The sequence below is a fragment of the Enterococcus sp. NBRC 3427 genome (assembly GCF_007996925.1).
GTDB classification, from domain to species: Bacteria; Bacillota; Bacilli; order Lactobacillales; family Enterococcaceae; genus Enterococcus_B; species Enterococcus_B lactis.
The window spans coordinates 45,411-70,222 of sequence record NZ_BJLL01000003.1 but is presented as its reverse complement, the minus strand read 5'-3'; the positions used below and the strand labels follow the sequence as shown (position 1 = coordinate 70,222).

Below are 24,812 nucleotides of genomic sequence, written 5' to 3'. Positions count from 1 at the left end.
ATGGATAAATTACAAGTAATCGCTGATTATAGCATGGAACAATTAGCACATGATCAAACGGGACATGGAAGCGACCATACCAAAAGAGTCGTCAAGCTAGCAGAGAGAATTTTGGATACGGAACCGCAGGCAGACCGTTTTGTGACGCTTGCAGCAGCTTACCTACATGATACGATTGATGATAAAGTCGTTAAAGATGAGAACGAAGCAAAGCAACAGCTTCGTGTATTTCTTCGCACTTTGCCAATCACAGAGGAACAGATTTCAATGATTTTTGCCATTATCGAAAATATGTCCTTTTCTAAAAATCTCTCTGAAGCAGTCGAACTATCTTTGGAAGGGAAGATCGTTCAAGATGCTGATCGTATCGAAGCGTTAGGAGCAATCGGCATTTTGCGAACTGCTTATTTCGGTGGAGGACATGGACACCCGATTTTTGATTCTGAACTGTATCCACAAACATTCAAGGACAAAAAAAATTACCGAAAAGGCACGACAGTGATCAATCATTTTTATGAAAAACTGTTCTTGTTGCCTGATAAAATGAACACTGATTACGGATACAAAGAAGCCAAACGTAGAGAAGGCTTTATGCGTGAATTTTTAGAAGAATTTTTTCTAGAGTGGTCTATTGACGATCCATCTTTCACACCAGACAATTGGATCAAAAATAACAAAAAATGATGGAGCTTGTGACCGAGGAGTTGGTGGGAGAACACCGTTTATTCGGAAGAAGGGATTGTGATAAGATATTTGTCACAGTCCTTTTTTCAAATTCTACATGGATATTTTGTGAAAAAATGATCAGATAATAAGATTAAAAATTGCTGATAAACAAAGATGAAAGCTTTTTGCTTATTTTTTTATTTTTTATTGGTCTATGCGATAAATAGTTTAAAAAATCAGAATATACTTGATTTTGTCTAGCTAGCTTCTATCAATGGTTTTGCTGTGTTTTTTTTTCTATGTAAATCAAAATATCGCCATTATTTAAAAGTTAATTCTTCATACTATACAAGTTCTGCTAAAATAAAAAGATGCAGTAAATAAAAAATATGGTTAAATAACTCTCATAATTGATGTAAGCGTTATCAAAAATGTGGCATACTTGCTTCGTAGATGAATGACACGATATATGTTTGGTATGTTCTGCAAGACAGATGAATATGGAGGTGGAGGTCATGTCTTCCAAAGAGTTAACGATGTATTTGGAGAAAGAATTGGAGCAACTGAAAGAAAAGGGATTGTACAACACGATCGATGTACTAGAAAGTGAAAACGGTGCTTGTATCATCGTAGACGGAAAAAAGATGATCAATCTGGCATCCAACAATTACCTCGGGTTTGCCAATCGCAAAGAATTGAAAAAAGCATGTATTGAAGCAACTGAAACTTATGGCGTAGGAGCAGGTGCAGTCCGAACGATCAATGGTTCGCTGAAGATCCATCAACAATTAGAAGAAAAAATCGCAGAATTCAAAGGGACAGAAGCTGCAATCGCCTTTCAATCTGGATTCAACTGTAATATGGGCGCTATCTCTGCAGTAATGACAAAAGAAGATGCTATCTTATCGGATGAATTAAACCATGCATCTATCATTGATGGCTGCCGTTTATCCGGAGCAACAATCATCCGAGTTAAACATCAAGATATGGAAGACCTTGAGAATAAAGCGAAGGAAGCCGTAGAAAGTAAGAAATATAAAAAAATCATGTATATCACAGATGGGGTTTTCTCCATGGATGGAGACATTGCACGATTGCCGGAAATCATCCCAATCGCCGAAAAATATGGACTCATCACTTATGTAGATGATGCGCACGGCTCAGGTGTAACTGGAAAAGGTGCAGGAACCGTCAAACATTTTGGATTAAGCGACAAAATTGATATGCAAATGGGTACGTTATCGAAAGCTGTAGGTGTTGTTGGGGGCTATGTTGCTGGTTCAAAAACACTGATTGACTGGTTGAAAGCTAGAAGCCGGCCATTTCTATTTTCTACCTCGCTAACTCCTGGAGCAGCTGCATCTGCATTGGCTTCAATCTCTTTGATGCAGGAACATCCGGAACTTGTCGAAAAAGTTTGGGAAAATGCTAATTATTTTAAAGAAGAATTGAAAAAAGTCGGCTATAACATCGGTGTGTCTGAAACACCTATCACTCCAGTTATTTTAGGAGATGAAAAAGTGACTCAGACTTTCTCTAAGAAACTGATCGAACATGGGATTTATGCTAAACCAATCGTTTATCCAACTGTTCCTCTGGGGACAGGCAGAATCAGAAATATGCCGACTGCGGAACATACAAAGGAAATGCTTGATGAAGCAGTAGCGGTTTATCAAAAAATAGGAAAAGAAATGGAAATTATTTAACTAAATTTAGTTTTTTCGCCTATTTAAAATTAGAGAACATGTACACGCATATATTGTTAATCATCTGAAGATAGTAGTAAAAAAGATCAGGGAGGATCATCATGAAAAAAGTATTGGTGACAGGATGTTTAGGACAAATTGGTTCAGAGTTGATCACACGGCTACGTCAAGAACTAGGCAGTGAAAATGTCATTGCGACAGATATACGCATGCCTGAAGTCATTGAGAAAAACGATATTTTTGAGATCCTAGATGTAATGGATTACGAAAAAATGCGCAGTATAGCAGAACAATATCAAGTGGACACATTGATTCATTTGGCTGCTCTTTTGTCAGCTGTTGCAGAAGCAAAACCACAATTAGCCTGGGATTTGAACATGACTGGGCTGGTCAATGCATTGGAAGTCGCTAGAGAATTCCAGCTGAAATTTTTTACGCCAAGTTCAATCGGCGCGTTTGGTCCAAATACTCCAAAAGATCATACCCCACAAGATACTCTTCAGCGTCCTACAACCATGTATGGGGTAACGAAGGTAGCTGGAGAACTACTATGTGATTATTATTATGTGAAGTATGGCGTAGATACTCGTGGTGTCCGTTTCCCTGGATTGATTTCTTATGCAACCTTGCCAGGAGGCGGTACGACAGACTACGCAGTCGATATTTATTATTCAGCAATCAAAGAAGGAAAGTACACTAGTTTCATTGATCAAGGTACATCAATGGATATGATGTATATGCCAGATGCAATCGATGCCATTATAAAGCTCATGAACGCAGACCCTAATCGACTAGTTCATCGAAATGCTTTTAATATATCGGCAATGTCTTTTGAGCCTGAAGAAATTAAAGCATCTATTCAAAAAATCATACCAGATTTTGAAATGGATTACGATGTGGATCCTGTGCGTCAATCGATAGCAGAATCTTGGCCAAACTCACTAGATGTTTCTTGTGCGCAAGAGGAATGGGACTTTTCGCCAAAATACGATTTAGATGCAATGACAAAGGATATGTTGGAAAAACTGAGAGAAAAATTAGCAGAGACGGTATAAAGCAAGAACCATAGCCAAAAAGGTTTCTATACTTTTTGGCTATGGTATGGAAGGAGGTAAGTAATGGAAGAATATCAAGCCACGCCAGTAAAGGAAGTAAAAACGGAAAATGAATTGAAGCGTACGATGGGTTTTTTCACTGCTTTATCGACTGTTATGGGTACAGTAATCGGTGCAGGGGTGTTTTTCAAAGCCGCAAGCGTAGCAGAAGTAACAGGTACCGTCAGTTTGCATATGTTTTCCTGGTTTCTAGGTGGTGTGATCTCTGTTTGTGCAGGACTGACAGGAGCTGAATTGGCAGCGGCTATTCCTGAAACAGGCGGGATGATCAAATATATCGAACGGATTTACGGAAATACAGCAGCATTTTTACTTGGCTGGGCTCAAGTCGTGATTTATTTTCCAGCAAATGTAGCAGCCTTGTCGATCATTTTCGGTACACAGTTCGTCAATTTATTCGATCTTTCCCAATCGATGATTGTTCCTGTAGCTGTTACAGCTGCTGTATCGATCATGCTGATCAATTTTTTAGGTTCTAAAGCTGGAGGAGCTTTTCAGTCGATTACGCTTGTCTGCAAACTCATTCCTTTGTTTGTGATCGTTATTTTCGGTTTATTCCGACAAGAAGGAGTAGACTTCCAACTGTTTCCGATCCAAGCAGGAGAAAACCTTTCATTTTTCTCTGCCTTGGGAGCTGGCTTGCTAGCAACGATGTTCGCATACGACGGTTGGATACACGTAGGAAATATTTCGGGAGAATTGAAAAAGCCGGCGAAAGATTTGCCAAAAGCAATTTCTTTAGGAATCATCGGAATCATGATCGTTTATTTATTAGTAAATGCGGTGTTCTTAAGAACCGCATCTATCGACGGAGTCGTAGGAAACAGCAATGCGGCAAGTGATGTTGCAAAAATGATTTTTGGCGGCTTTGGTGGAAGACTGGTCACAATTGGTATCTTGATTTCTGTTTATGGAACTATCAATGGCTATACCCTTACTGGAATGCGTCTCCCTTATGTTATGGCAAAAGAAAACAACCTGCCTTTTAGCAAGCTCTTTGCTAAACTTCATGATAAAACTAAAGTTCCTGTAGCCGCAGGTATCTTAGAGCTAGTCATCGCTATTGGCATGATGATGATCGGTGGTTTTGATACACTAACGGATATGCTGATCTTTGTCATTTGGATTTTTTATACGATGGTCTTTGTAGGTGTCATTCTTCTTCGTAAAAAAGAACCTGATCTGATTCGACCATATAAAGTTCCAATGTATCCGTTTATCCCATTAGTAGCAATCATTGGAGGAACCTTTATTGTATCAAGCACACTTATCACTCAAACTTTTTTAGCTTCGATGGGGATCGCATTGACACTTGCCGGTATCCCGTTTTACCTTTATTTGAAACGTAGATAGCTAAAAATGATTCGAAATACATTGGAAACAAATTTTCTGCTAAACAAACTATTTTATGGGAATGAGGAATACACGGAAGAAATAACAGAAGCACTCATTCATTTAGATTACGTTCTGTCTACGACGAAATAGCAAAATAACAGGCAGAAATCGGTTGAACCCGATTTCTGCCTGTTATTTTGTTTTGCGTAAGAGAAATATTCGGCGTACACCGCGATAAATATTCAATAAAACCAAGCAACCAGAAATGAAAATGGGAAGCCAAATCAGATAGACAGGGTAGCCAATTATTTTAGACAAAGCATGTGGAGTCATTTTATCCATTTCAAGAAGCGCTTGCTGCCAAGTCTGAAGATTGAAGACTAGCATGAAACCCGAAATAATCAGGAGAATAAATCCTAAATAATGAATGGTAGTTCTTTTTCTTACATAAGCTATCGTAGCATAAAGGAACAGTAAAAAAATAGGTACGCCAAAAACAAAGTACATATTCAGCATCTCGACACCCCCTTTGAGTTTATCTTACTTTACTTTGAAAGAAATGAGAAATAATAGCCTCGTTACTTGCTTGAAACAGCAAAGGACTGCTAAGATAAGGGAGATACAAAGAATCAAGGAGGAGTCATATGGCAAGTTATATCGAACCGATTCGTTTTGCGCTGATTGTTTTTCCATTTTTAGCCTTAGCGATTTCATCTGTTTTTTTTATTTATGAATATCGAAAGTATGGAACATTTCTAGTAACAAGGGCAGTTATTTTGTATTCCTTTGTTTTTTATTTATTGTGTGCATACTTTCTGGTGATCTTACCACTTCCGGCAAAGGAGACGGTTGCCCAAATGACAGGGCCAAAGATGGAGCTGCATTTATTTGCTTCATGGCAACATTTCAGAGACAACACGGTATTGGTCTTGTCTGAACCTAGTACCTATCTGCCGGCGATGAAGCAGAGTGTATTTTTGGAACCAGCTTTTAATGTTTTATTACTCATACCATTTGGCATTTATTTAAGATATTATTTCCGGCTTTCTTTTATGAAAACGATGATTGCTAGTTTCTGTCTATCGCTATTTTTTGAGCTGACACAGTTAAGTGGACTTTATTTTATCTATCCAAGACCATACCGTTTATTTGATGTGAATGATTTAGTGACAAATACATTGGGTGGGATCATTGGTTTTGTCGTTACGCCGTTATTTACATTTATGCTTCCTACGAGAAGACGGATGGATGAACTTTCTTATGAAAAAGGGAAGACTGTCTCGTTGACACGACGTTTAGTCGCTTATTTGATCGACTGGACATTTTTATCTATTGTCAATTTTATCGCAGCGATTTTCTTTAAACTTGCGTTTGATTCAGGGACAGTTACTTCTCATATCTGGTGGCTTTTATTGGAAGTAGGGCTATACTTTATGATTGTACCGTTTATAACCAATGGATGGACACTTGGGAAAAAAATTGTACGCATCCGCTTGGTGGAGCAAGACCGCGAGCGAATTTCTTTGAAAGCATTGATCATCCGCTATGGGTATCTATATTTTCTTTTTTATGGTTTAAGCTGGTTGGGGCAGTTACTTCAGCAAATCATGAATTCGACAACGAATACGGTGTTGCAGATGAGTGCAGTATTCATTTCTCTCGGTGTCTTGTTACTGCAAGGTATTTTTATTTTAAATATCTTGCTATCATTTTTGAGAAAAAAACGGATTCTGTTTTATGAAAAAGCTAGTCACACATATACTGTTAGCACGATTGCTCAAACAAAGGATGATGATTCTCGAAATTAGCTGAGCAAAAATACTTTGTCTATGTTATAATGCCAAAGTCGTGATAATTTAAAGAGAAGAGGTGCACGAATGAATAATTTTGATATATTCCGCTTCAAACCATTTATCAATGAAGCGTTAGCCGCAAAGGGCTTCAAACAGCCCACAGAGGTCCAGGAACGTTTGATTCCTTTAATTAAAAAAGGAAAAAATATCATTGGGCAATCTCAAACTGGTACAGGAAAAACACATACGTTTTTGTTGCCGTTGTTTGAAAAAATTAATGCAGATAAAGAGGAAGTACAAGTTGTTATTACAGCTCCAAGTAGAGAACTGGCTGCACAAATTTATGAAGCAGCTACACAAATCGCTAAATTTTCTACACCGGAGATCCGTGTTTCGAATTTTGTCGGGGGGACAGACAAACAGCGTCAGTTAAACCGTCTGCACCATCAGCAGCCGCAGGTCGTAGTAGGCACGCCTGGTAGAATATTAGACATGATGAATGAACAAGCGCTGAAGATTCACACAGCATTTGCATTTGTTGTTGATGAAGCGGATATGACATTAGATATGGGCTTTTTAAATGAAGTAGACCAAATTGCAAGTCGGTTACCAGAAAAATTGCAGTTCTTAGTCTTTTCTGCCACTATTCCAGAAAAACTGCGTCCATTCTTGCGAAAATATATGGAGAATCCAATCATTGAAGAAATCAAGCCGAAAGCAGTTATCTCTGAAGATATCGAAAATTGGCTGATTTCAACAAAAGGTAAAGATGAGAATCAAATGATTTATCAACTGCTGACGATTGGTCATCCTTATTTAGCAATCGTATTTGCCAATACAAAACAGCATGTGGATGAAATTGCTGATTATTTGAAAAACCAAGGCTTGAAAGTAGCAAAGATTCACGGGGACATCACACCAAGAGAGAGAAAACGAGTGATGCGACAAGTACAGAATCTGGAGTATCAATATGTTGTAGCGACTGATTTAGCTGCTAGAGGAATTGATATTGAAGGTGTTTCTCATGTTATCAATGCTGAAATCCCAGAAGATCTGGACTTCTTTATCCATCGTGTCGGACGTACTGGACGTAATGGTTTAAAAGGAACGGCCATTACGTTGTATTCACCAAACGATGAACAAGCCATTGATGCGATCGAGAAATTAGGCGTCTCGTTTGAACCAAAAGAAATCAAAAATGGTGAAATCGTTAAAACATATGATCGTAATAGACGTACCAAACGAGAAAAATCAAAGGATGTATTAGACCCAACTCTGATTGGACTTGTGAAGAAGAAAAAGAAAAAGATCAAGCCTGGTTATAAGAAAAAAATCGATTGGGCAATTGCAGAAAAAAATAAAAAAGAACGTAAAATCGAACGCAGACAGCAAAGTCGTACTGCTCGTAAAAATAAGAAAAATTCGCATAAATAAAAAACAAGAGGTTGTGACAGAAGGCGTGTCACAATCTCTTGTTTTTAAGCTAGACTTTTTTCCATTCCGATACAAAGTACTTCATCTTCAATAAAAGGTTCTGTGCAAGTATGATACCCTTGTTTTTCATAAAAATCTACAGCCGTCATTTCAGCTACTACATAACTAGTCTGACAACCTTCTGAAACCGCCCGTTTTTCAGCAGCTTCAAGCAACTGACCGCCTAACCCTTTTCCTCGGTATTCTTTTGCTACGCAAAAGCGTTCTGGCTTGAAGCAAGTAGGTGTTTTCTTTTCATAACGCAATGTGGCTACTGGTCTTTTTTGATCAAGAAATAGATAATAGTTTTGTTGCGGGATATCTTTTCCGTCGAATTCTAGTTCTGCAGGAATCCCTTGTTCTAATACAAAAACTTGATATCTCAAAAAGCAGCTAGCTGCGCGGATCCATTCATCTGCGCCAACTATTTTTTTCATTATGTTCCTCCTCATCATGAATAACAGAGATGTATTGATTTCTTTATCCTTATCGTACCAAAAAATATGGAATATGACCAAAAGGAAATAAAAATAGGCAATTGAGATATTGACAGTGATTGACAGAATGCGTATACTTATTAAAGTACGAAAAGGACATGATTTGTTTTTTAAGACTCACAGAAAATTCTTTCTTGGCTGAAAAAAGAATAGTCACTAATCAAATTGCTCCCTTTTTCTATTTTGGTAGAAATACCGACGCAGCTCAGCGTTATCGAGTTTAAGAGGTAATGATTACACATCATTGCAATCAAGGTGGTACCGCGAGTTTTCGTCCTTGGCTGTGATGGTGTTTTTTTGTATTTAATTTATAGAAAGCAGGTAATGACATGAAACAATTAAGTAGTGCACAAGTTCGACAAATGTTTCTTGATTTCTTCCAATCTAAAGGACATACAATTGAACCTAGTGCGTCTTTGATCCCCGTGAACGATCCAACCTTATTATGGATCAACTCTGGTGTTGCAACATTGAAAAAATATTTTGATGGTTCAGTTGTACCAGAAAATCCAAGAATCACGAATGCCCAAAAATCTATTCGAACAAATGATATCGAAAATGTCGGTAAAACAGCACGTCACCATACGATGTTTGAGATGCTGGGTAATTTTTCTATTGGTGACTATTTCAAAAATGAAGCCATCCACTGGGCATGGGAATTTTTGACTGATCCAAAATGGATGGCATTCGATCCAGAAAAACTTTATGTAACAGTTTATCCAAAAGATACAGAAGCAAAACGGATCTGGCATGAAGAAGTCGGTCTTCCGTTAGATCACATTATTGATGTAGAAGACAACTTCTGGGATATCGGTGCAGGCCCATGTGGACCGGATACAGAAATTTTCTATGATCGAGGAGAAGCTTATAACGATTTAGCAGAAGATGATCCTGAAAACTATCCAGGAGGAGAAAATGAACGTTATTTAGAAATCTGGAACTTGGTATTTTCAGAATTCAACCATAAACCTGATAATACATTTGAACCACTTCCTCATAAAAACATTGATACGGGCATGGGATTGGAACGTATGGTCTCAATCGTTCAAGATGCGCCAACGAACTTTGAGACAGATTTGTTTATGCCTATTATCCACGCCGTAGAAAAGCTAAGCAAACAAGTAAAATATGGTGAAAACCCAGTAACAGATATTTCTTACAAAGTAATCGCAGATCATATTCGCGCCCTTTCATTTGCTATTGGGGACGGTGCATTACCATCGAATGAAGGAAGAGGGTATGTCTTACGCCGTTTGCTTCGTCGTGCGGTCATGCATGGGAAAAAATTAGGTATTGAACAAGCATTCTTATATCGTTTAGTCCCTGTCGTTGGGGAAATCATGGTAAGTTATTATCCTGAAGTACTTCAACAAAAAGAATTTATTGAAAAAGTTATCCGTACAGAAGAAGAACGTTTCAATGAAACGATCAATGAAGGTTTGGAAATCTTGAATCAAGTGATCCAAGAAGTGAAAAACGAAAACGGTACGACTCTAGCAGGAAAAGACATCTTCAAACTATACGACACATATGGCTTCCCAGTAGAATTAACGGAAGAGGTGGCAGAAGATGAAGGACTGAAAGTTGATCATGCTGGTTTTGAAAAAGAAATGGACGCACAACGTGAACGTGCTCGTTCTGCCCGTAGCACAGAAAAATCAATGGGTGTACAATCTGCTTTATTGACAGATATCAAAGTAGAAAGTAAATTCATCGGATATACGGAGCAAGAATCAGATAGTCAATTATTGGTCATCGTAAAAGGCGAATCTCTTCTGAATGAAATCGCAGAAAGTGAAGCCCAAATGATCTTTGACCAAACACCTTTTTATGCAGAAATGGGTGGGCAAGTAGCAGACCAAGGTTGGATCATGGATGAAGCAGGAGAAATCGTTGCAGTTGTTACAGATGTTCAAAAAGCGCCTAATGGTCAATTTATGCACACAGTAGAAGTAAAAGCACCAATGAGCGAAGGACAAACCTATCATCTATTGATCGATCAATCGATGCGCAATCGTATCATCAAAAACCATACAGCAACCCATCTACTGCACAAAGCATTGAAAAAAGTACTTGGCGAGCATGCAAATCAAGCTGGTTCTTTAGTCGCTCCTGGACATTTACGATTCGACTTTACCCACTTTGGTCAAATCACTTCAGATGAATTAGCTGAAATGGAAAGAATCGTCAACGAAAAAATCTGGGAAGCTATCCCAGTTGAAACAATTGAAACAGATATCGATACAGCCAAAAATATGGGTGCAATGGCTTTGTTTGGTGAAAAATACGGACATGACGTTCGCGTAGTAAATATTGGCGGTTGGTCAATCGAACTGTGCGGAGGCACACATGTAGCAAACACAGAAAATATCGGAATCTTCAAAATCGTTTCTGAATCAGGAATTGGTGCAGGCGTGCGACGAATCGAGGCTGTAACAAGCAAAGAAGCGTACGAACTACTTGAAGAAGAAGAAAAACAACTAAAACAAGTAGCAACAATTGTTAAATCACCTCAATTGAAGGAAGTTGTTTCAAAAACGGAACAATTGCAACAGCAAGTAAGAGAGCTACAAAAGGAAAATGAACAATTAGCTAGCAAGTTAGCGAATCAACAAGCCGGTGATGTATTCAAGGATCCAGAAACGATCAATGGAAAAACAATTATTGCAGCACAAGTAAAAGTGAAAGACATGAATCAGCTGCGTCAATTAGCTGACCAATGGAAACAAAAAAATATCTCAGACATTCTTGTTTTAGCAAACGAACAAGAAGGAAAAGTCAGTCTGCTAGCGGCAATGACGAAAGAATCAAATGAAGCTGGACTAAAAGCTGGCGACTTGATTAAAGCAATCGCACCGAAAGTAGGCGGTGGCGGTGGTGGACGTCCAGATATGGCACAAGCTGGTGGGAAAAATCCTGCTGGTATTCCAGATGCACTTAAAGCTGCGAAAGAATGGCTTGCGCAACAATAGACCGTTTATGTTTGATAGAAAAAACCAACTGTTCAATCATTGAACGAAACACGATCATGGGGGCGAAGACAAATAGTCTTGCCCTCATACTTTTTTCGATGGAATAGAAGAGCGCATCTAATCAAATGGTCGATTTCGGATGGTCTTTAGTTGACGAAAGTGACAGAAATTTTTACGATTAGTATAAATAAAAAGGGGTGAAAAAAATGAATAGCAGAAATAAAACCTTTCGACTAGTCTTACGTGCTATCTTATTAGCAATCATCATCGTACAAGCTATGGTACCTTGGCTTGGCTTTATTCCATTAGGGTTCATCAGTTTAACGATTATTCATATTACAGTAATTATTGCCGCAGTAGTATTGGGTCCAAAAGATGGTATGGTAATTGGCCTGTTTTGGGGAATTGCTACAATTGTCCGTGCCTACGCCATGCCGACAACACCATTTGATACATTGGTATTCACGAACCCGATTATTTCGGTAGTTCCCAGAGTGCTTGTTGGCTTAGTAGCTGGTTTGGTTTTCCACTGGATTTATCAAAAAAATAAATCAATAACGATCAGCTCGGTCTTTGCAGGGGTATTAGGTTCATTGGTCAATACAGTCTTAGTGTTAGGATTCATGGGATTGTTTTATACAGGTGCAACGGCAGATGCCTATGGTGTAGATTCTGCTCTTTTATTTAAAACCTTAGCAGGAGTTGCAGCAATCAATGGGATACCCGAAGCAATAGGTGCGGGAATCATAACACCATTACTAGCAAAAGCCTTATTTGCAGCAACACCATTAAAACCAGAATAATGGCCATCTTTGAGTGAATAATAGGACGCATGATAGATAGAAAAAGGAAGAGAGGAGAGGAAAAGAATTGTCCTCTCCATCTTTTTACCTGAGCAACAAGCAAACTAGAAGGGGTAAAAAACTTGGTTAAGAAACAAGAAGAAAAAAAGAAACAAATACTGCAACAGCGGACAAAAAAAGGAGTACTAGCTGGCATATTAGGATTGGTTACGAATCTGATCTTGTTTGTCTCTAAGCTAATGATCGGGCTTTTTTCAGGGAGTGTCTCCATTATGGCTGATGCAGTGAATAGTCTATCAGACACTGCTTCATCCATATTGACTTTGATTGGATTTAAAATTGCTGCAAAGCCAGCGGATCAGGAACATCCTTATGGACATGAACGTTTCGAATATATCAGTGGGTTATTTGTTTCAATCATCATTACTTATGTAGGATTTCAATTTTTAGAGTCATCCGTTGAAAAAATCATCCATCCAGAAAATGTCTCTTTAGCACCCATCGTCTTTTTTGTCCTGATCATTTCCATCTTTTTGAAATTTGCACAAGGAAAAATGTATCAGGTTATTGCACGATCCATTGATTCTGAAACATTGAGAGCTACAGCAACAGATAGTTATAATGATGTCTTTACTACACTGGCTGTATTGCTTTCAGCAGCAATCGAATGGGTAACTGGATGGCGTATCGATGGATATATCGGTTTTGCTTTAGCATTATATATCCTTTATAGTGGATTGACGATGCTTCGGAATTTTGTATATGAACTATTAGGTAGTCGTCCAACGTCAGCAGAGATTGAAGAAATGGAAGAGCACTTGAATGCCTGCGACGATATACTTGGCTATCATGATTTGCTGGTGCATAACTATGGACCCAATAAACGCTTTGCATCAGTCCACATCGAAGTAGATGAATCAATGAATTTGAATGAAGCACATAAGATTATTGATCTGATAGAAAAAGACTTTAAAAAGTCTTTGGACGTGGAACTTGTCTGTCACTTGGACCCAATGCCTGTTGATAACGAAAAATACTATAATATCTTGCATCAATTAAAGCAAATTCTTCTTGAAACAGGTAGAGGGCTCGATATACATGATTTTAGAGTCATCCATCAAGGGAAAACGCTGCAGTTTGATGTAGTTGTTCCTGAAAAATTCCAATTTGATGATACAGAACTCGAAAGAATCTTACGTATTCAAATAGAAGAGAAAATCGGAGATTATCATTTGGAAATCACGTTTGATCACAATTATCTTTTGTATTAAAGATAAGATACTAAAAAGACTCTTTAAAGTTTTTTCTTCAAAGAGTCTATCTTTCTTTTAATTGTTTTTGTAGGGCTTGTCGTGCGAGGTTATCTGCCCCTTTGTTTTTGTTTTCGGGCAACCATTGCAGGATCAATAAGGAAAATTCAGGCAGAAGTTCTTTGATTTTTTGGAGATAGGGAAGGAAAAGCTCGTTCTTCGTTGTGTTTTTATCGACTGTAGAAACCAGTGTTTTGCTGTCTGAAAAACAGAAAATCGTTTCATTCTGTAAATCTTTATTCTTTAGAAATTCTAAAGTTTTTAAAAAGACTTCGAACTCTGCTTGATGGTTTGTCCCCACGGAAAGGGGAATAGATAGCTGTTCTTGTTTACCTTGATAGACAATCAAAATCCCTCCTCCGCTAGGTCCAGGGTTGCCTTTTGTAGAGGCATCAATGTATACTTTTAACATAAAAAGAGATTCTCCTTTTTGTTCAAATTAATGTTATGGTAAGATTATATCATTACTGAATCGGTGAGAGGTTAGAGAATGAAAAAAAATATTCGATGGCAGCCTGAACTGGCACATACGATCATCTATTGGTCATTGACCTTGATCATTCTGTTTTTTAGTCTGATTCTTTCTTTAGAAAACACAGGTCCTTATTGGAAAAGCAATATTGTTTTAGGTGTTTTTCTTGTTTTTCTATTTCTAGGATGGCGGCGTTCTTTTATTTTAAAATCCAACTCGGTCATCATACGCTATGCTGCTTTTTGGAAAGACCGAGAAATAACTGTCGGTCAGATTCGGTCTTTGACACCGACTAATACAGGAGTACAAATGACATTGCAAAATGAGAAAGACCCATCTGTTTTTATGATGCGAAAAAAAGATCAAGTGGTTCTTTTTGATCATCTTGAAAAAAACGGGCCTAAAGTAGGACCATCTTCTCAACAGCAAAGAAATAATACCCCATATACGAAAAATAGAAAAAGTTAATTTTAAAAAATAGGCCCTGAAGAAATGAATCTTTGTAGGAAAAGAAAAGAGTGAGACGTACGGATCAACCCGTTAAGCGTCTCACTCTATTTGATTATCTAAATCAATGTATACTGGATTCGGAAGTCTGAACACTGCCTTTCTTGACATGGGCAGCTTGTGTTCCTCGATTCCCCTCGATGATCTCAAATTCGACCACTTGATTTTCTTCCAAAGTTTTGAATCCCTCTTCTTCAATCGCAGTAAAATGTACAAAAATTTCTTCTGTGTCATCATAACTGATAAAGCCGTATCCTTTTTTGTTGTCAAACCATTTTACAATTCCTGTGGTCAAAGCACTCACGACCTTTCTAAAGTCTGATCATAGCCTTCATTATAAAGAGTATTTATAAGTACGTCAAATAAATTAAAAACCTGTAATTTAATGTTTTTTTTCTGAATAAAAAAAGGTATAATTGGCATATCTTAACAAAGAAGATATTTTGTTGAATAAAGTTCGTGAAAAGGGGTAATCAAATGAAGAGTGATCTGCAAATTTCACAAGAAACAGAGCTAGAACCGATTATTGAAGTAGCTAGTAAATTAGATCTTAAGGAAGACGATTTGGAACTTTATGGGAAATATAAGGCGAAAATCAATTTTTCTGGAATCAATCGATCAAAGGATAACGCTGAGGGGCATTTGATCTTAGTTACTTCCATCAATCCAACACCAGCTGGCGAAGGAAAGTCAACGATCACTGTAGGGTTAGGAGACGCGCTCAATAAAATCAATAAAAAATCTGTTATTGCATTGCGAGAACCCTCACTTGGTCCTGTGATGGGAATCAAAGGTGGTGCTGCAGGCGGAGGATATGCACAGGTATTGCCTATGGAAGATATCAACTTGCATTTTACTGGTGACATGCATGCTATCACAACAGCTAATAATGCATTATCTGCTCTTTTAGATAATCATATTCATCAAGGAAATGAATTGAACATCGATGCCCGCCGAGTGATTTGGAAACGGGTAGTCGATCTCAATGATCGTGAACTGCGTAAAGTAATTGTTGGCTTGGGTGGGCCAATCCAAGGTGTCCCAAGAGAAGATGGGTTTGATATCACAGTTGCCAGCGAAATCATGGCTATCTTGTGTCTTGCGGCAGACCTTGAAGATTTAAAGGCTCGTCTTGCAAGGATCGTTGTCGGCTATACATTTGACCGTCAGCCTGTGACTGCTGGAGACTTGAAAGCAGAAGGCGCTCTGGCATTACTGCTGAAAGATGCAATCAAGCCGAATCTTGTACAAACAATTTACGGAACACCAGCTTTTGTCCACGGGGGACCGTTTGCCAATATCGCCCATGGCTGCAACAGTATTTTAGCTACCAAGACAGCATTGAGATTAGCAGATTACGTTGTCACAGAGGCAGGATTTGGTGCAGATCTTGGCGGAGAGAAATTTTTAGATATCAAAGTACCTAACTTGAAAAAAACGCCGGATGCAGTGGTGATCGTCGCAACTATCCGCGCATTGAAAATGCATGGCGGAATGAAAAAAGATGAACTTAAAAATGAGAATCTTGACGCTTTGAAAATAGGTTTTGCAAATCTAAAACGTCATATACGTAACATGGAACAATACCAACTCCCTGTGATCGTCGCAATCAATGAATTCGTAACAGATACAGATAGTGAGCTTACACTGCTAGAGCACTTGTGCGAAGATCAGGGAATCCTTGCTAAAAGAGCAAGTGTATGGGCAAATGGAGCAGAAGGTGGCGTTGATTTAGCAGAAGCTGTGGTACGATTGATTGATAGAAAAGAAGCTGATTACAAGCCATTGTATCGCCTAGAAGAAACGATACAAGAAAAGACTGAAACAATCGTCAAGAAAATCTACGGAGGAAATGGTGTTGTTTTTAGTAAAAAGGCGCAAAAACAAATAGAAGAATTTACGAAAAATGGATGGGATAATTTGCCGATTTGTATGGCGAAAACACAATATTCATTCTCTGATGATCCTTCATTGCTAGGCGCACCTGAAGATTTCACTATCACGATACGTGAGATCATTCCAAAATTAGGGGCAGGATTTTTAGTAGCCTTAACTGGGGATGTTATGACGATGCCTGGTTTGCCTAAAAAACCTGCTGCATTAAATATGGACGTGACAAACGACGGAGAAGTATTGGGATTGTTTTAAGCTTGATTATAATCTACCGTATACTAAATAACTTTCATTAAACATAAGAGGAGCTGTATTTTGACTACAGCTTCTTTTTTTTGAAGGTATCAAGAGATTAATTGTGTTTGCGCTAGGATCATTCTTTTTCTTTATTGTATTTTGAGCTATACTAAAGCATAATAGGAGGGTACGATGAAAACGACATTTATAAGAAAAACCGGTTTTTACGGTATGGGCAGCTCGATTCAATTAAGAATCAATAATGAAAAACGCAGTGTTCTCAATCATGAACAAAAGGTAACGCTTGATCTGGAAGTGCCCTTTACGATGCAGGTCACCTTTTATTGGCTAAAAAGCCCCGTTTATACAGTGAAAGAAGCAAAGCCTGTTTATGTGATCACAATGAATAGTTTGATTCTTCAAATCTACCCGTTCTTATTTCTGGCAACTGGGTTGGGGGCCGTTTTCCTACAAAATCTATTTTTCAGTTTTTTTGCAGTTATCGTGTTGTTTGCGTTCTTTTTCTATATAAAAAACCGGGCATATTTGATCAAGGAGGAAAATTATGGCAAACTCTGATCTTTTTTTAATCAGTTTCAATCGAATCGAAAAATGGATGAGAGACGAGATGGGAAATGCACGAAACATGGGATTTACCGAACTTGTCAGACGCCTAGCTCAAAGAAAACAATTGATGATCAGAAAATATGAAGATGATCTTTTACAGCTTGCTCAGTTGAGGAATGCGATCGTCCATGACCGAATCGCCGTCGATTTTGTCATTGCCGAACCAAATGATTGGACAGTCAAGCGAATCCAGCTGATCGAACAAGAACTAATACGCCCAGAAACCGTACTACCTCGATTTGCGAAACGTGTAACAGGTTTTGAGCAAGATCTTCCGCTACTTGAACTGTTAAAGATAGTAGCAGAAAAAAGGTATTCACAGTTTCCGTTATACAATAAAGGAAAATTTGTAGCATTGATTACTTTACGGAATATCGGATTTTGGCTAGCAAAAGAAAGCCAAAAAGGTCCTGTTGATTTAACAAATAAACGAGCATTGGATTTGATTATCCAGAATGGGAAGTACACAAATTATCATTTTGTTCCAGCTAAAACACATATTTACGAGGTTGAAGCGATGTTTCGCGAGCAAGGAACTTTGGAAGCCGTACTTATCACTAAAGATGGGAATCCCGATGGTAATCTGCTTGGGATCATACGACCTCGCGATATTTATAAACAAATAGAAAAGGATTGATTTTTTGTTAATTATTTATTGGATATTCAGCGCTCTGCTAGTGGGAGTGGATCAGCTGGTCAAATGGTGGATCACTGATAATTTAGCGCTTGGAGAGACGAAAAGTCTTATACCAGGTATTTTGTCACTGAATCATATTCGAAACACTGGAGCCGCATGGAGTATGCTAGAAGGGAAGATGTGGTTCTTTACTATAGTGACACTCATTGCAGTCGTTGTGATTCTCACATTGATGATTAAAAATCGTGAAAAAGGTAATCGCTGGTTCATGATTGGATTGAGCCTGATTCTAGCTGGTGCGATTGGCAACTTTATTGATCGTCTCCGACTTGGCTATGTAGTAGATATGTTTCAAACAGACTTTATGAACTTTCCAATTTTCAATGTAGCAGATGTGACACTTGTATGCGGAGTGATCTGTATATTAATTTATATTATTTTAGATGAAAAGGATCAAAGAAAAAAATGACAGAACTTAAAACAACGATTCGCCATGAATCTGGTAGGATCGATAAAGTATTGACTAATTTATTCAGTGATTACAGCCGTTCGCAAATTCAATTGTGGCTGAAAGAACGTGCGGTTTCTGTCAATGGACAACCAGTCAAAGCAAATTACAAAGTAAAACAAGGAGACGAGATCACTGTCTTGATCCCTGAACCAGAAACCTTAGATGTTGTCCCAGAGAACATCCCGTTGACCATCGTTTACGAAGATGAAGATGTCGCGGTAATCAATAAACCCCAAGGAATGGTCGTTCATCCTTCAGCAGGTCATACGCATGGCACAATGGTCAATGCGCTGATGTATCATATCAAGGATCTTTCTACGATCAACGGGGTTATCCGACCAGGTATCGTCCACCGAATCGACAAAGATACTTCAGGTCTGCTGATGGTTGCTAAAAATGACCAGGCACACGAATCATTAGCTGAGCAATTAAAAGATAAGACTTCTTTACGTAAATATGTTGCTTTAGTCCATGGAGAGATTCCTCACGAAAAAGGCACGATCAATGCGCCAATCGGCCGTTCGAAAGAAAACCGAAAAATGCAGGCGATAAGAGAAGATGGGAAGCCAGCTGTCACGCATTTTACTGTGTTGGAACGTTTTGAAGGTTTTACTCTGGTTGAATTAAAACTGGAAACTGGAAGAACACATCAGATCCGCGTGCATATGAAGTATATCGGCTATCCGTTAGCTGGAGATCCAGTATATGGACCGAAGAAAACTTTGAAAGGCAATGGTCAGTTTCTTCATGCGCAAATGCTAGGTTTTACACACCCGACTACAAATGAAAAGATGGTCTTTGAAGCACCTCTTCCAGAAGTTTTTGAAAAAACTTTAGAAAAATTAAGAAAAAACATTGCATTTTAATTTAGATAACGGTATAGTAATTAACAACGAAAGCATAAAACTTAATAGAATTCCTTTAAGTTTAGTCCCGTGAGGCTAAGAAGGGTGGGAGCAAGGATACGTATGGTGCGCCATAAAGTAAATTGCTCATTGACATAGTATAGCTATCAGTGTATCAGTATACGCTCAGTCTAAACATTCCTCCTGTCCTCTTAGGGCAGGAGTTTTTTTATGCAAAAAAGTAGGGGGAATGAAAATGCAAGCAAAAGAAGTAGTAGATCAGGTAACGATGAAGCGAGCATTGACTCGAATCACTTATGAGATTATCGAGAGAAACCATAGTATCCAAGATATCGTATTGGTAGGTATCAAAACACGAGGGATCTACATTGCATCAAGAATCGCTGAACGTTTGAAGCAACTAGAAGATATCGATATTCCTGTGGGAGAACTAGATATCACTTTATACCGAGATGACAAAAAAGAAAATCCAGAAGAACCGGAACTTCATTCTTCTGACATCCCAGTTTCCTTAGAAGGAAAAGAAGTTATTTTGATTGATGATGTTTTGTATACAGGACGAACGATTCGAGCAGCAATGGACGCAGTAATGGATTTTGGCAGACCAAGAAAAATTTCATTAGCAGTCCTAGTAGATCGTGGGCATCGAGAATTGCCAATCCGTGCAGATTATGTTGGGAAGAACATTCCAACATCTCGGGCGGAAGAGATTTTAGTAGAGATGCAAGAGCTTGATGGACAAGATCGCATCATGATTTTGAAAGAGGAAGATTAGAGGAGAGAGAAACATGTCGGAGAAAAAAGGATTTCATAATGATGACGTGGTGTTAGATATCCACGATCGCCCAACCCCAGGACATTGGGTTGGATTAAGTTTACAACACTTGTTCACGATGTTCGGAGCAACCGTGTTAGTACCTATCTTAGTAGGGATCGATCCAGGCATCGCGCTAGTCAGTTCAGGACTAGGGACATTGGTGTACTTATTTACTACTAAAGGAAAGATACCGGCGTACTTAGGAAGCAGCTTCGCTTTCATTGCGGCGATGCAGCTTTTGATGAAAACAGATGGTTATCCAGCGATTGCACAAGGAGCAGTCACAACTGGATTAGTCTACTTGATTGTTGCGCTGATTATCAAAAAGATCGGTTCAGCATGGCTGGATAAAATCTTGCCTCCGATCGTCGTCGGCCCAGTCATCATGGTTATCGGGTTGGGACTTGCGGCAAATGCAGCAACAAATGCTATGTATAATCAAGGCACATATGATTTCAAGTATATTGCCGTAGCACTGATCACATTAGGATTGACCATCTTCTTCAACATGTGGCTAAGAGGTTTTCTCGGATTGATTCCGATTTTACTAGGTATTATTAGCGGGTACATCGTAGCCTTGCTGTTTGGAATCGTGGATACTAAGCCAATCGTAGACGCTGCCTGGTTTGCTGTTCCTAACTTTGAGATTCCCTTTGTACAATATGAACCAAAGCTATATCTTGGAGCAATCACAACAATGGCACCCATCGCTTTTGTGACGATGACAGAGCATATCGGCCATCTTATGGTATTGAATAAACTAACTAAACGTAATTTCTTTGAAGAACCGGGTCTTCATAAGACGTTGACAGGTGATGGCTTAGCACAAATCGTAGCAGCCTTCGTTGGTGGACCTCCTGTAACAAGTTACGGCGAAAACATTGGTGTTCTGGCTATCACACGCGTCCATAGCGTGTTTGTAATTGGGGGAGCTGCAGTTTTTGCAGTCGTTTTGGGATTCGTAGGAAAATTAAGCGCTTTGATTTTAAGTATTCCTGGACCAGTCATCTCAGGAATCAGTTTTATCTTGTTTGGTGTCATTGCAGCAAGTGGAATGAAGATTTTGATCGAGAACAAAATCGATTTTGACAAAAAGAAAAATCTGTTGATTGCTTCAGTTATCCTAGTAGTAGGAATTGGCGGACTTGTCTTTGAAGTAGGCACATTTACATTGTCGGCAATGGCGTTAGCAACTGTACTTGGCATCATTTTAAATCTTATCTTACCAGAAACTTCACGAAGCGAAGAAAACTAAGGAGGAAACATTATGATCATCAAATCAGAACGTATCAGTTTAAAGCATTTATTGACCGTTGAGGCACTTACTGACCAAGAAGTTATGGGCTTGATTCGCAGAGGGCAAGAATTCAAGCAAGGGGCTAATTGGACTCCGCAAAAGCGCCAGTACTTTGCTACAAACCTCTTTTTCGAAAATAGCACCCGCACACATAAAAGTTTTGACGTAGCGGAGAAAAAACTAGGGCTCGAAGTGATTGAATTTGAAGCAAGTACAAGCTCTGTCCAAAAAGGAGAAACGTTATACGATACAGTACTGACGATGTCTGCATTAGGTGTAGACGTAGCGGTCATCCGTCATGGTGATGAGAACTATTATGACGAACTGATACAAAGCAAAACCATCCAGTGCTCGATTATTAATGGGGGAGACGGAAGCGGACAGCATCCAACCCAATGCTTGCTTGATTTGATGACGATTTATGAAGAATTTGGACACTTTGAAGGACTGAAAGTTGCCATTGTAGGGGACATCACTCACTCTCGGGTAGCGAAATCCAATATGCAGATGTTAAAACGCTTAGGTGCACAAGTATTCTTCTCAGGTCCTAGAGAATGGTACGATGAGGAGTTCGAAGTATACGGACATTATATGCCATTGGACGAACTACTAGATCAAGTTGATGTCATGATGATGCTTCGAGTGCAACACGAACGCCATGATGGAAAAGAAAGCTTCTCAAAAGAAGGCTACCATCAGGAATATGGTTTAACAGTTGAACGTGCGAAGAAGCTGCAAAAACATGCAATCATTATGCACCCAGCACCAGTTAACCGCGATGTGGAATTAGCTGATTCATTAGTGGAAGGATTACAGTCACGAATCGTTCAACAAATGAGCAATGGTGTCTTTGTCAGAATGGCAATCTTAGAAGCAGTGCTAAATGGAAAAGCGTAATTATAGGAGGATGAAAAAATGAAAACACTCATTAAAAACGGTCAGATCAATACACGAAAAAATATGACGATACCAGCAGAAATTTGGATAGAAGATGGGCGAATCAAAGCAATCGGTACAGGATTCTCAGAAGCCGAATTTGATGAAGTGTTTGATGCAAAGGGACAATTGATCACACCTGGTTTAGTGGACGTCCATGTCCATTTGAGAGAGCCAGGATTTACATACAAGGAGACGATCGAAGCTGGAACTCGCTCAGCTGCACGTGGTGGTTTTACTACTGTATGCGCGATGCCGAATTTAAATCCTGTACCTGATACGGCAGAAAAGCTGAAACAAGTATATGACATCATTAGAAAAGATGCAGTTGTGAAGGTATTACAGTATGCGCCAATCACAGAAAATCTGCGAAGTGAGAAATTAGTTGATCAAGAAGCACTGATTGAAGAAGGTTCTTTTGCTTTCACAAATGACGGTGTAGGTGTTCAAACGGCTGGAACGATGTATCTGGCTATGAAAGAAGCTGCGAAAAACAATAAAGCACTAGTAGCCCATACAGAAGATGAATCTTTATTATTTGGCGGTGTTATGCACGCCGGCAAGAAGGCAGAAGAACTTGGTCTTCCCGGGATCTTAAGTGTAACCGAGTCTTCTCAAATCGCCAGAGATTTGTTGCTAGCTGAAGCAACTGGTGTTCATTACCATGTGTGCCACGTATCTACTAAAGAGAGTGTCCGAGTAATCAGAGACGCAAAAAAAGCAGGAATCCACGTAACAGCGGAAGTTTCGCCCCATCATCTTATTTTGATCGATGAAGATATTCCCGAAGATTTCGGCTTTTGGAAAATGAACCCACCGCTAAGAGGACGGGAGGACAGGGAAGCCTTGATCGAAGGTTTGCTTGACGGCACAATCGATTGTATCGCTACAGATCATGCCCCACATGGATTAGAAGAAAAAAGCCAAAGCTTCATGAAATCACCATTTGGCATCGTAGGAAGCGAAACAGCATTTCAACTGATTTACACTCATTTTGTAGAAACTGGACAATTCACATTGGAACAAGTAATCAATTGGTTGGCAGTTAAACCGGCCGAGATTTTTGGTTTGAATGCAGGAACACTGACAGTCGGTGCACCCGCCGATGTAGCAATTTTTGATATTACAAAAACTTGCACGATCGATAAAGAAGACTTTTTATCAAAAGGGGAAAATACACCTTTTATCGGCTGGAAAGTAAAAGGTGAAACACAAATGACTTTTGTCAACGGAAAACTTGTGTGGCAGAAGGGAGAATAAAAGTATGGAACGTTTGCTTATATTAGAAGATGGAACAGTTTTCGAAGGAAAAGCTTTTGGCGCGGATGCAAATGTCTTCGGAGAAATCGTTTTTACAACAAGTATGACTGGTTATCAAGAAACCATCACCGATCAAAGTTTCAACGGTCAAATAATTACATTTACCTATCCTATGGTAGGCAATTATGGGGTAAATAGAGATGATTATGAATCGATTTCTCCAACATGCAAAGGAGTAGTAGTAAAAGAGCACGCGCGTGTAGCTTCAAACTGGCGAAACCAAATGACGCTAGATTCATTTTTGAAACAAAAAGGGATTCCTGGAATATCAGGTATCGATACGCGCGCCCTTACTCGTAAAATCCGTGAAGTCGGAACGATGAAAGCAAGTATCGTTGATGCTGGAGATTCCTTCGAACATGCATTTGATCAGCTGAAAGCAACCGTTCTAGCAACCAATCAAGTGCAGCAAGTCTCCACTAACAAACCCTATCCAAGTCCAGGAACAGGACGGAAAGTCATCGTCATTGACTTCGGCTTGAAACATAGTATTTTACGAGAATTGAGTAAAAGAAACTGTAACCTCACAGTACTTCCCTATAACACAGATGCCGAGACGATTTTAGCGCTATCACCAGACGGAGTCATGCTGACGAATGGACCTGGTGATCCAAAAGATGTGCCAGAAGCAATCGAAATGATCAAAAAAATTCAAGGAAAAGTACCGATTTTTGGTATTTGTCTTGGTCACCAGTTATTTGCTTTAGCCAACGGTGCAGATACCTATAAAATGAAATTCGGACATCGAGGATTAAATCATCCGGTACGAGAAGTAGCGACCGGAAGAATTGATTTTACTTCTCAAAATCATGGCTATGCAGTCGATGAAGCCACGATTGATCCAGAAAAACTCATCGTAACTCATGTAGAAGTAAATGACGGAACAGTAGAAGGAGTCAAACACAGAGATTATCCCGCTTTCAGTGTGCAGTTTCATCCAGATGCTGCCCCTGGTCCGCACGATGCACTACATTTATTTGATGAATTTATGGAAATGATGGATGCAGGAAAGGAGCAGTAAA

24 protein-coding genes are annotated in these 24,812 nt (G+C 39.0%); 20 read left to right on the top strand and 4 right to left on the bottom strand.

Translation table 11 applies throughout. The annotated features are described in order from the left end of the window. The 4 genes from ESP02_RS01380 (at position 1) to ESP02_RS01365 (ending at position 4,840) form a co-directional block, all read left to right on the top strand. On the top strand, positions 1-684 hold the full coding sequence (locus tag ESP02_RS01380; RefSeq protein ID WP_002372396.1) for an HD domain-containing protein: 684 nt from the start codon (positions 1-3) through the stop codon (positions 682-684). A 497-nt stretch (positions 685-1,181) separates the two neighbouring features. Continuing rightward, on the top strand, positions 1,182-2,372 hold the full coding sequence (locus tag ESP02_RS01375; RefSeq protein WP_025478246.1) for a glycine C-acetyltransferase: 1,191 nt from the start codon (positions 1,182-1,184) through the stop codon (positions 2,370-2,372). A gap of 101 nt (positions 2,373-2,473) precedes the next feature. Further along, entirely contained in the window at positions 2,474-3,427 is a 954-nt protein-coding gene (locus ESP02_RS01370) for an L-threonine 3-dehydrogenase (protein ID WP_002372400.1), read from the top strand. 63 nt (positions 3,428-3,490) lie between these two features. Then, positions 3,491-4,840 (top strand): APC family permease, encoded by a 1,350-nt coding sequence (locus ESP02_RS01365; protein WP_002372401.1) that lies wholly within the window; start codon positions 3,491-3,493, stop codon positions 4,838-4,840. Positions 4,841-5,014: 174 nt separating this feature from the next. Here the strand turns inward: ESP02_RS01365 and ESP02_RS01360 are convergent, their stop codons facing one another. Next, positions 5,015-5,338, bottom strand: coding sequence for a hypothetical protein (locus ESP02_RS01360; protein WP_002372405.1), 324 nt, complete (start codon positions 5,336-5,338; stop codon positions 5,015-5,017). Positions 5,339-5,466: 128 nt separating this feature from the next. Here ESP02_RS01360 and ESP02_RS01355 point away from each other — a divergent pair, with 128 nt between their 5' ends. Together ESP02_RS01355 and ESP02_RS01350 are read left to right on the top strand one after the other, a co-directional pair. Next, positions 5,467-6,630, top strand: a complete 1,164-nt coding sequence (locus tag ESP02_RS01355) for a VanZ family protein (RefSeq protein WP_002329179.1) — start codon at positions 5,467-5,469, stop codon at positions 6,628-6,630. 69 nt (positions 6,631-6,699) lie between these two features. Continuing rightward, positions 6,700-8,049, top strand: coding sequence for a DEAD/DEAH box helicase (locus ESP02_RS01350; protein ID WP_002372411.1), 1,350 nt, complete (start codon positions 6,700-6,702; stop codon positions 8,047-8,049). A gap of 44 nt (positions 8,050-8,093) precedes the next feature. Here the strand turns inward: ESP02_RS01350 and ESP02_RS01345 are convergent, their stop codons facing one another. Further along, positions 8,094-8,525, bottom strand: a complete 432-nt coding sequence (locus tag ESP02_RS01345; protein WP_010732656.1) for a GNAT family N-acetyltransferase — start codon at positions 8,523-8,525, stop codon at positions 8,094-8,096. 389 nt (positions 8,526-8,914) lie between these two features. Between ESP02_RS01345 and alaS the strand changes: the two genes are divergently transcribed. From alaS to ESP02_RS01330, 3 genes are all read left to right on the top strand, one after another. Continuing rightward, a complete protein-coding gene (gene alaS / locus ESP02_RS01340; protein WP_002372413.1) occupies positions 8,915-11,557 on the top strand; it encodes an alanine--tRNA ligase in 2,643 nt (880 codons plus the stop codon). A 206-nt stretch (positions 11,558-11,763) separates the two neighbouring features. Beyond that, positions 11,764-12,360 (top strand): ECF transporter S component, encoded by a 597-nt coding sequence (locus tag ESP02_RS01335; protein WP_002309336.1) that lies wholly within the window; start codon positions 11,764-11,766, stop codon positions 12,358-12,360. A 122-nt stretch (positions 12,361-12,482) separates the two neighbouring features. Next, complete coding sequence (locus tag ESP02_RS01330) at positions 12,483-13,631, top strand: cation diffusion facilitator family transporter (RefSeq protein ID WP_002372416.1); 1,149 nt, start codon at positions 12,483-12,485, stop codon at positions 13,629-13,631. A gap of 46 nt (positions 13,632-13,677) precedes the next feature. On the opposite strand, the gene ESP02_RS01325 is transcribed toward ESP02_RS01330, so the two are convergent. Then, entirely contained in the window at positions 13,678-14,082 is a 405-nt protein-coding gene (locus tag ESP02_RS01325) for a ribonuclease HI family protein (protein ID WP_002372420.1), read from the bottom strand. Between the two features lie 78 nt (positions 14,083-14,160). On the opposite strand from ESP02_RS01325, the gene ESP02_RS01320 reads away from it, so the two are divergent. Next, positions 14,161-14,610 carry an EbsA family protein gene (locus ESP02_RS01320; protein WP_002372422.1) on the top strand — a complete coding sequence of 150 codons (450 nt, stop codon included), beginning with the start codon at positions 14,161-14,163 and terminating at the stop codon, positions 14,608-14,610. 103 nt (positions 14,611-14,713) lie between these two features. On the opposite strand, the gene ESP02_RS01315 is transcribed toward ESP02_RS01320, so the two are convergent. Next, positions 14,714-14,944, bottom strand: coding sequence for a cold-shock protein (locus ESP02_RS01315; protein WP_002315067.1), 231 nt, complete (start codon positions 14,942-14,944; stop codon positions 14,714-14,716). A 182-nt stretch (positions 14,945-15,126) separates the two neighbouring features. On the opposite strand from ESP02_RS01315, the gene ESP02_RS01310 reads away from it, so the two are divergent. The 10 genes from ESP02_RS01310 (at position 15,127) to ESP02_RS01265 (ending at position 24,811) form a co-directional block, all read left to right on the top strand. Continuing rightward, a complete protein-coding gene (locus ESP02_RS01310) occupies positions 15,127-16,797 on the top strand; it encodes a formate--tetrahydrofolate ligase (RefSeq protein WP_025478247.1) in 1,671 nt (556 codons plus the stop codon). A 174-nt stretch (positions 16,798-16,971) separates the two neighbouring features. Next, a complete protein-coding gene (locus ESP02_RS01305; RefSeq protein WP_002372426.1) occupies positions 16,972-17,358 on the top strand; it encodes a hypothetical protein in 387 nt (128 codons plus the stop codon). Further along, positions 17,345-18,043, top strand: coding sequence for a CBS domain-containing protein (locus tag ESP02_RS01300; protein WP_002309327.1), 699 nt, complete (start codon positions 17,345-17,347; stop codon positions 18,041-18,043). The genes ESP02_RS01305 and ESP02_RS01300 overlap by 14 nt, the downstream gene beginning before the upstream one ends. A gap of 4 nt (positions 18,044-18,047) precedes the next feature. Continuing rightward, complete coding sequence (gene lspA / locus ESP02_RS01295) at positions 18,048-18,512, top strand: signal peptidase II (protein ID WP_002309326.1); 465 nt, start codon at positions 18,048-18,050, stop codon at positions 18,510-18,512. Further along, a complete protein-coding gene (locus ESP02_RS01290; protein ID WP_002372427.1) occupies positions 18,509-19,420 on the top strand; it encodes an RluA family pseudouridine synthase in 912 nt (303 codons plus the stop codon). Before lspA ends, ESP02_RS01290 begins: the two co-directional genes overlap by 4 nt. 235 nt (positions 19,421-19,655) lie before the next feature. Further along, positions 19,656-20,195, top strand: coding sequence for a bifunctional pyr operon transcriptional regulator/uracil phosphoribosyltransferase PyrR (gene pyrR, locus ESP02_RS01285; protein WP_002295862.1), 540 nt, complete (start codon positions 19,656-19,658; stop codon positions 20,193-20,195). A 13-nt stretch (positions 20,196-20,208) separates the two neighbouring features. Then, complete coding sequence (locus ESP02_RS01280; RefSeq protein WP_002315063.1) at positions 20,209-21,492, top strand: solute carrier family 23 protein; 1,284 nt, start codon at positions 20,209-20,211, stop codon at positions 21,490-21,492. Between the two features lie 12 nt (positions 21,493-21,504). After that, positions 21,505-22,431 (top strand): aspartate carbamoyltransferase catalytic subunit, encoded by a 927-nt coding sequence (locus ESP02_RS01275; RefSeq protein ID WP_002335694.1) that lies wholly within the window; start codon positions 21,505-21,507, stop codon positions 22,429-22,431. Positions 22,432-22,449: 18 nt separating this feature from the next. Then, a complete protein-coding gene (locus ESP02_RS01270) occupies positions 22,450-23,730 on the top strand; it encodes a dihydroorotase (protein WP_002372430.1) in 1,281 nt (426 codons plus the stop codon). Positions 23,731-23,734: 4 nt separating this feature from the next. After that, positions 23,735-24,811 carry a carbamoyl phosphate synthase small subunit gene (locus ESP02_RS01265; RefSeq protein ID WP_002345088.1) on the top strand — a complete coding sequence of 359 codons (1,077 nt, stop codon included), beginning with the start codon at positions 23,735-23,737 and terminating at the stop codon, positions 24,809-24,811. The last annotated feature ends 1 nt before the right edge of the window (position 24,812 follow it).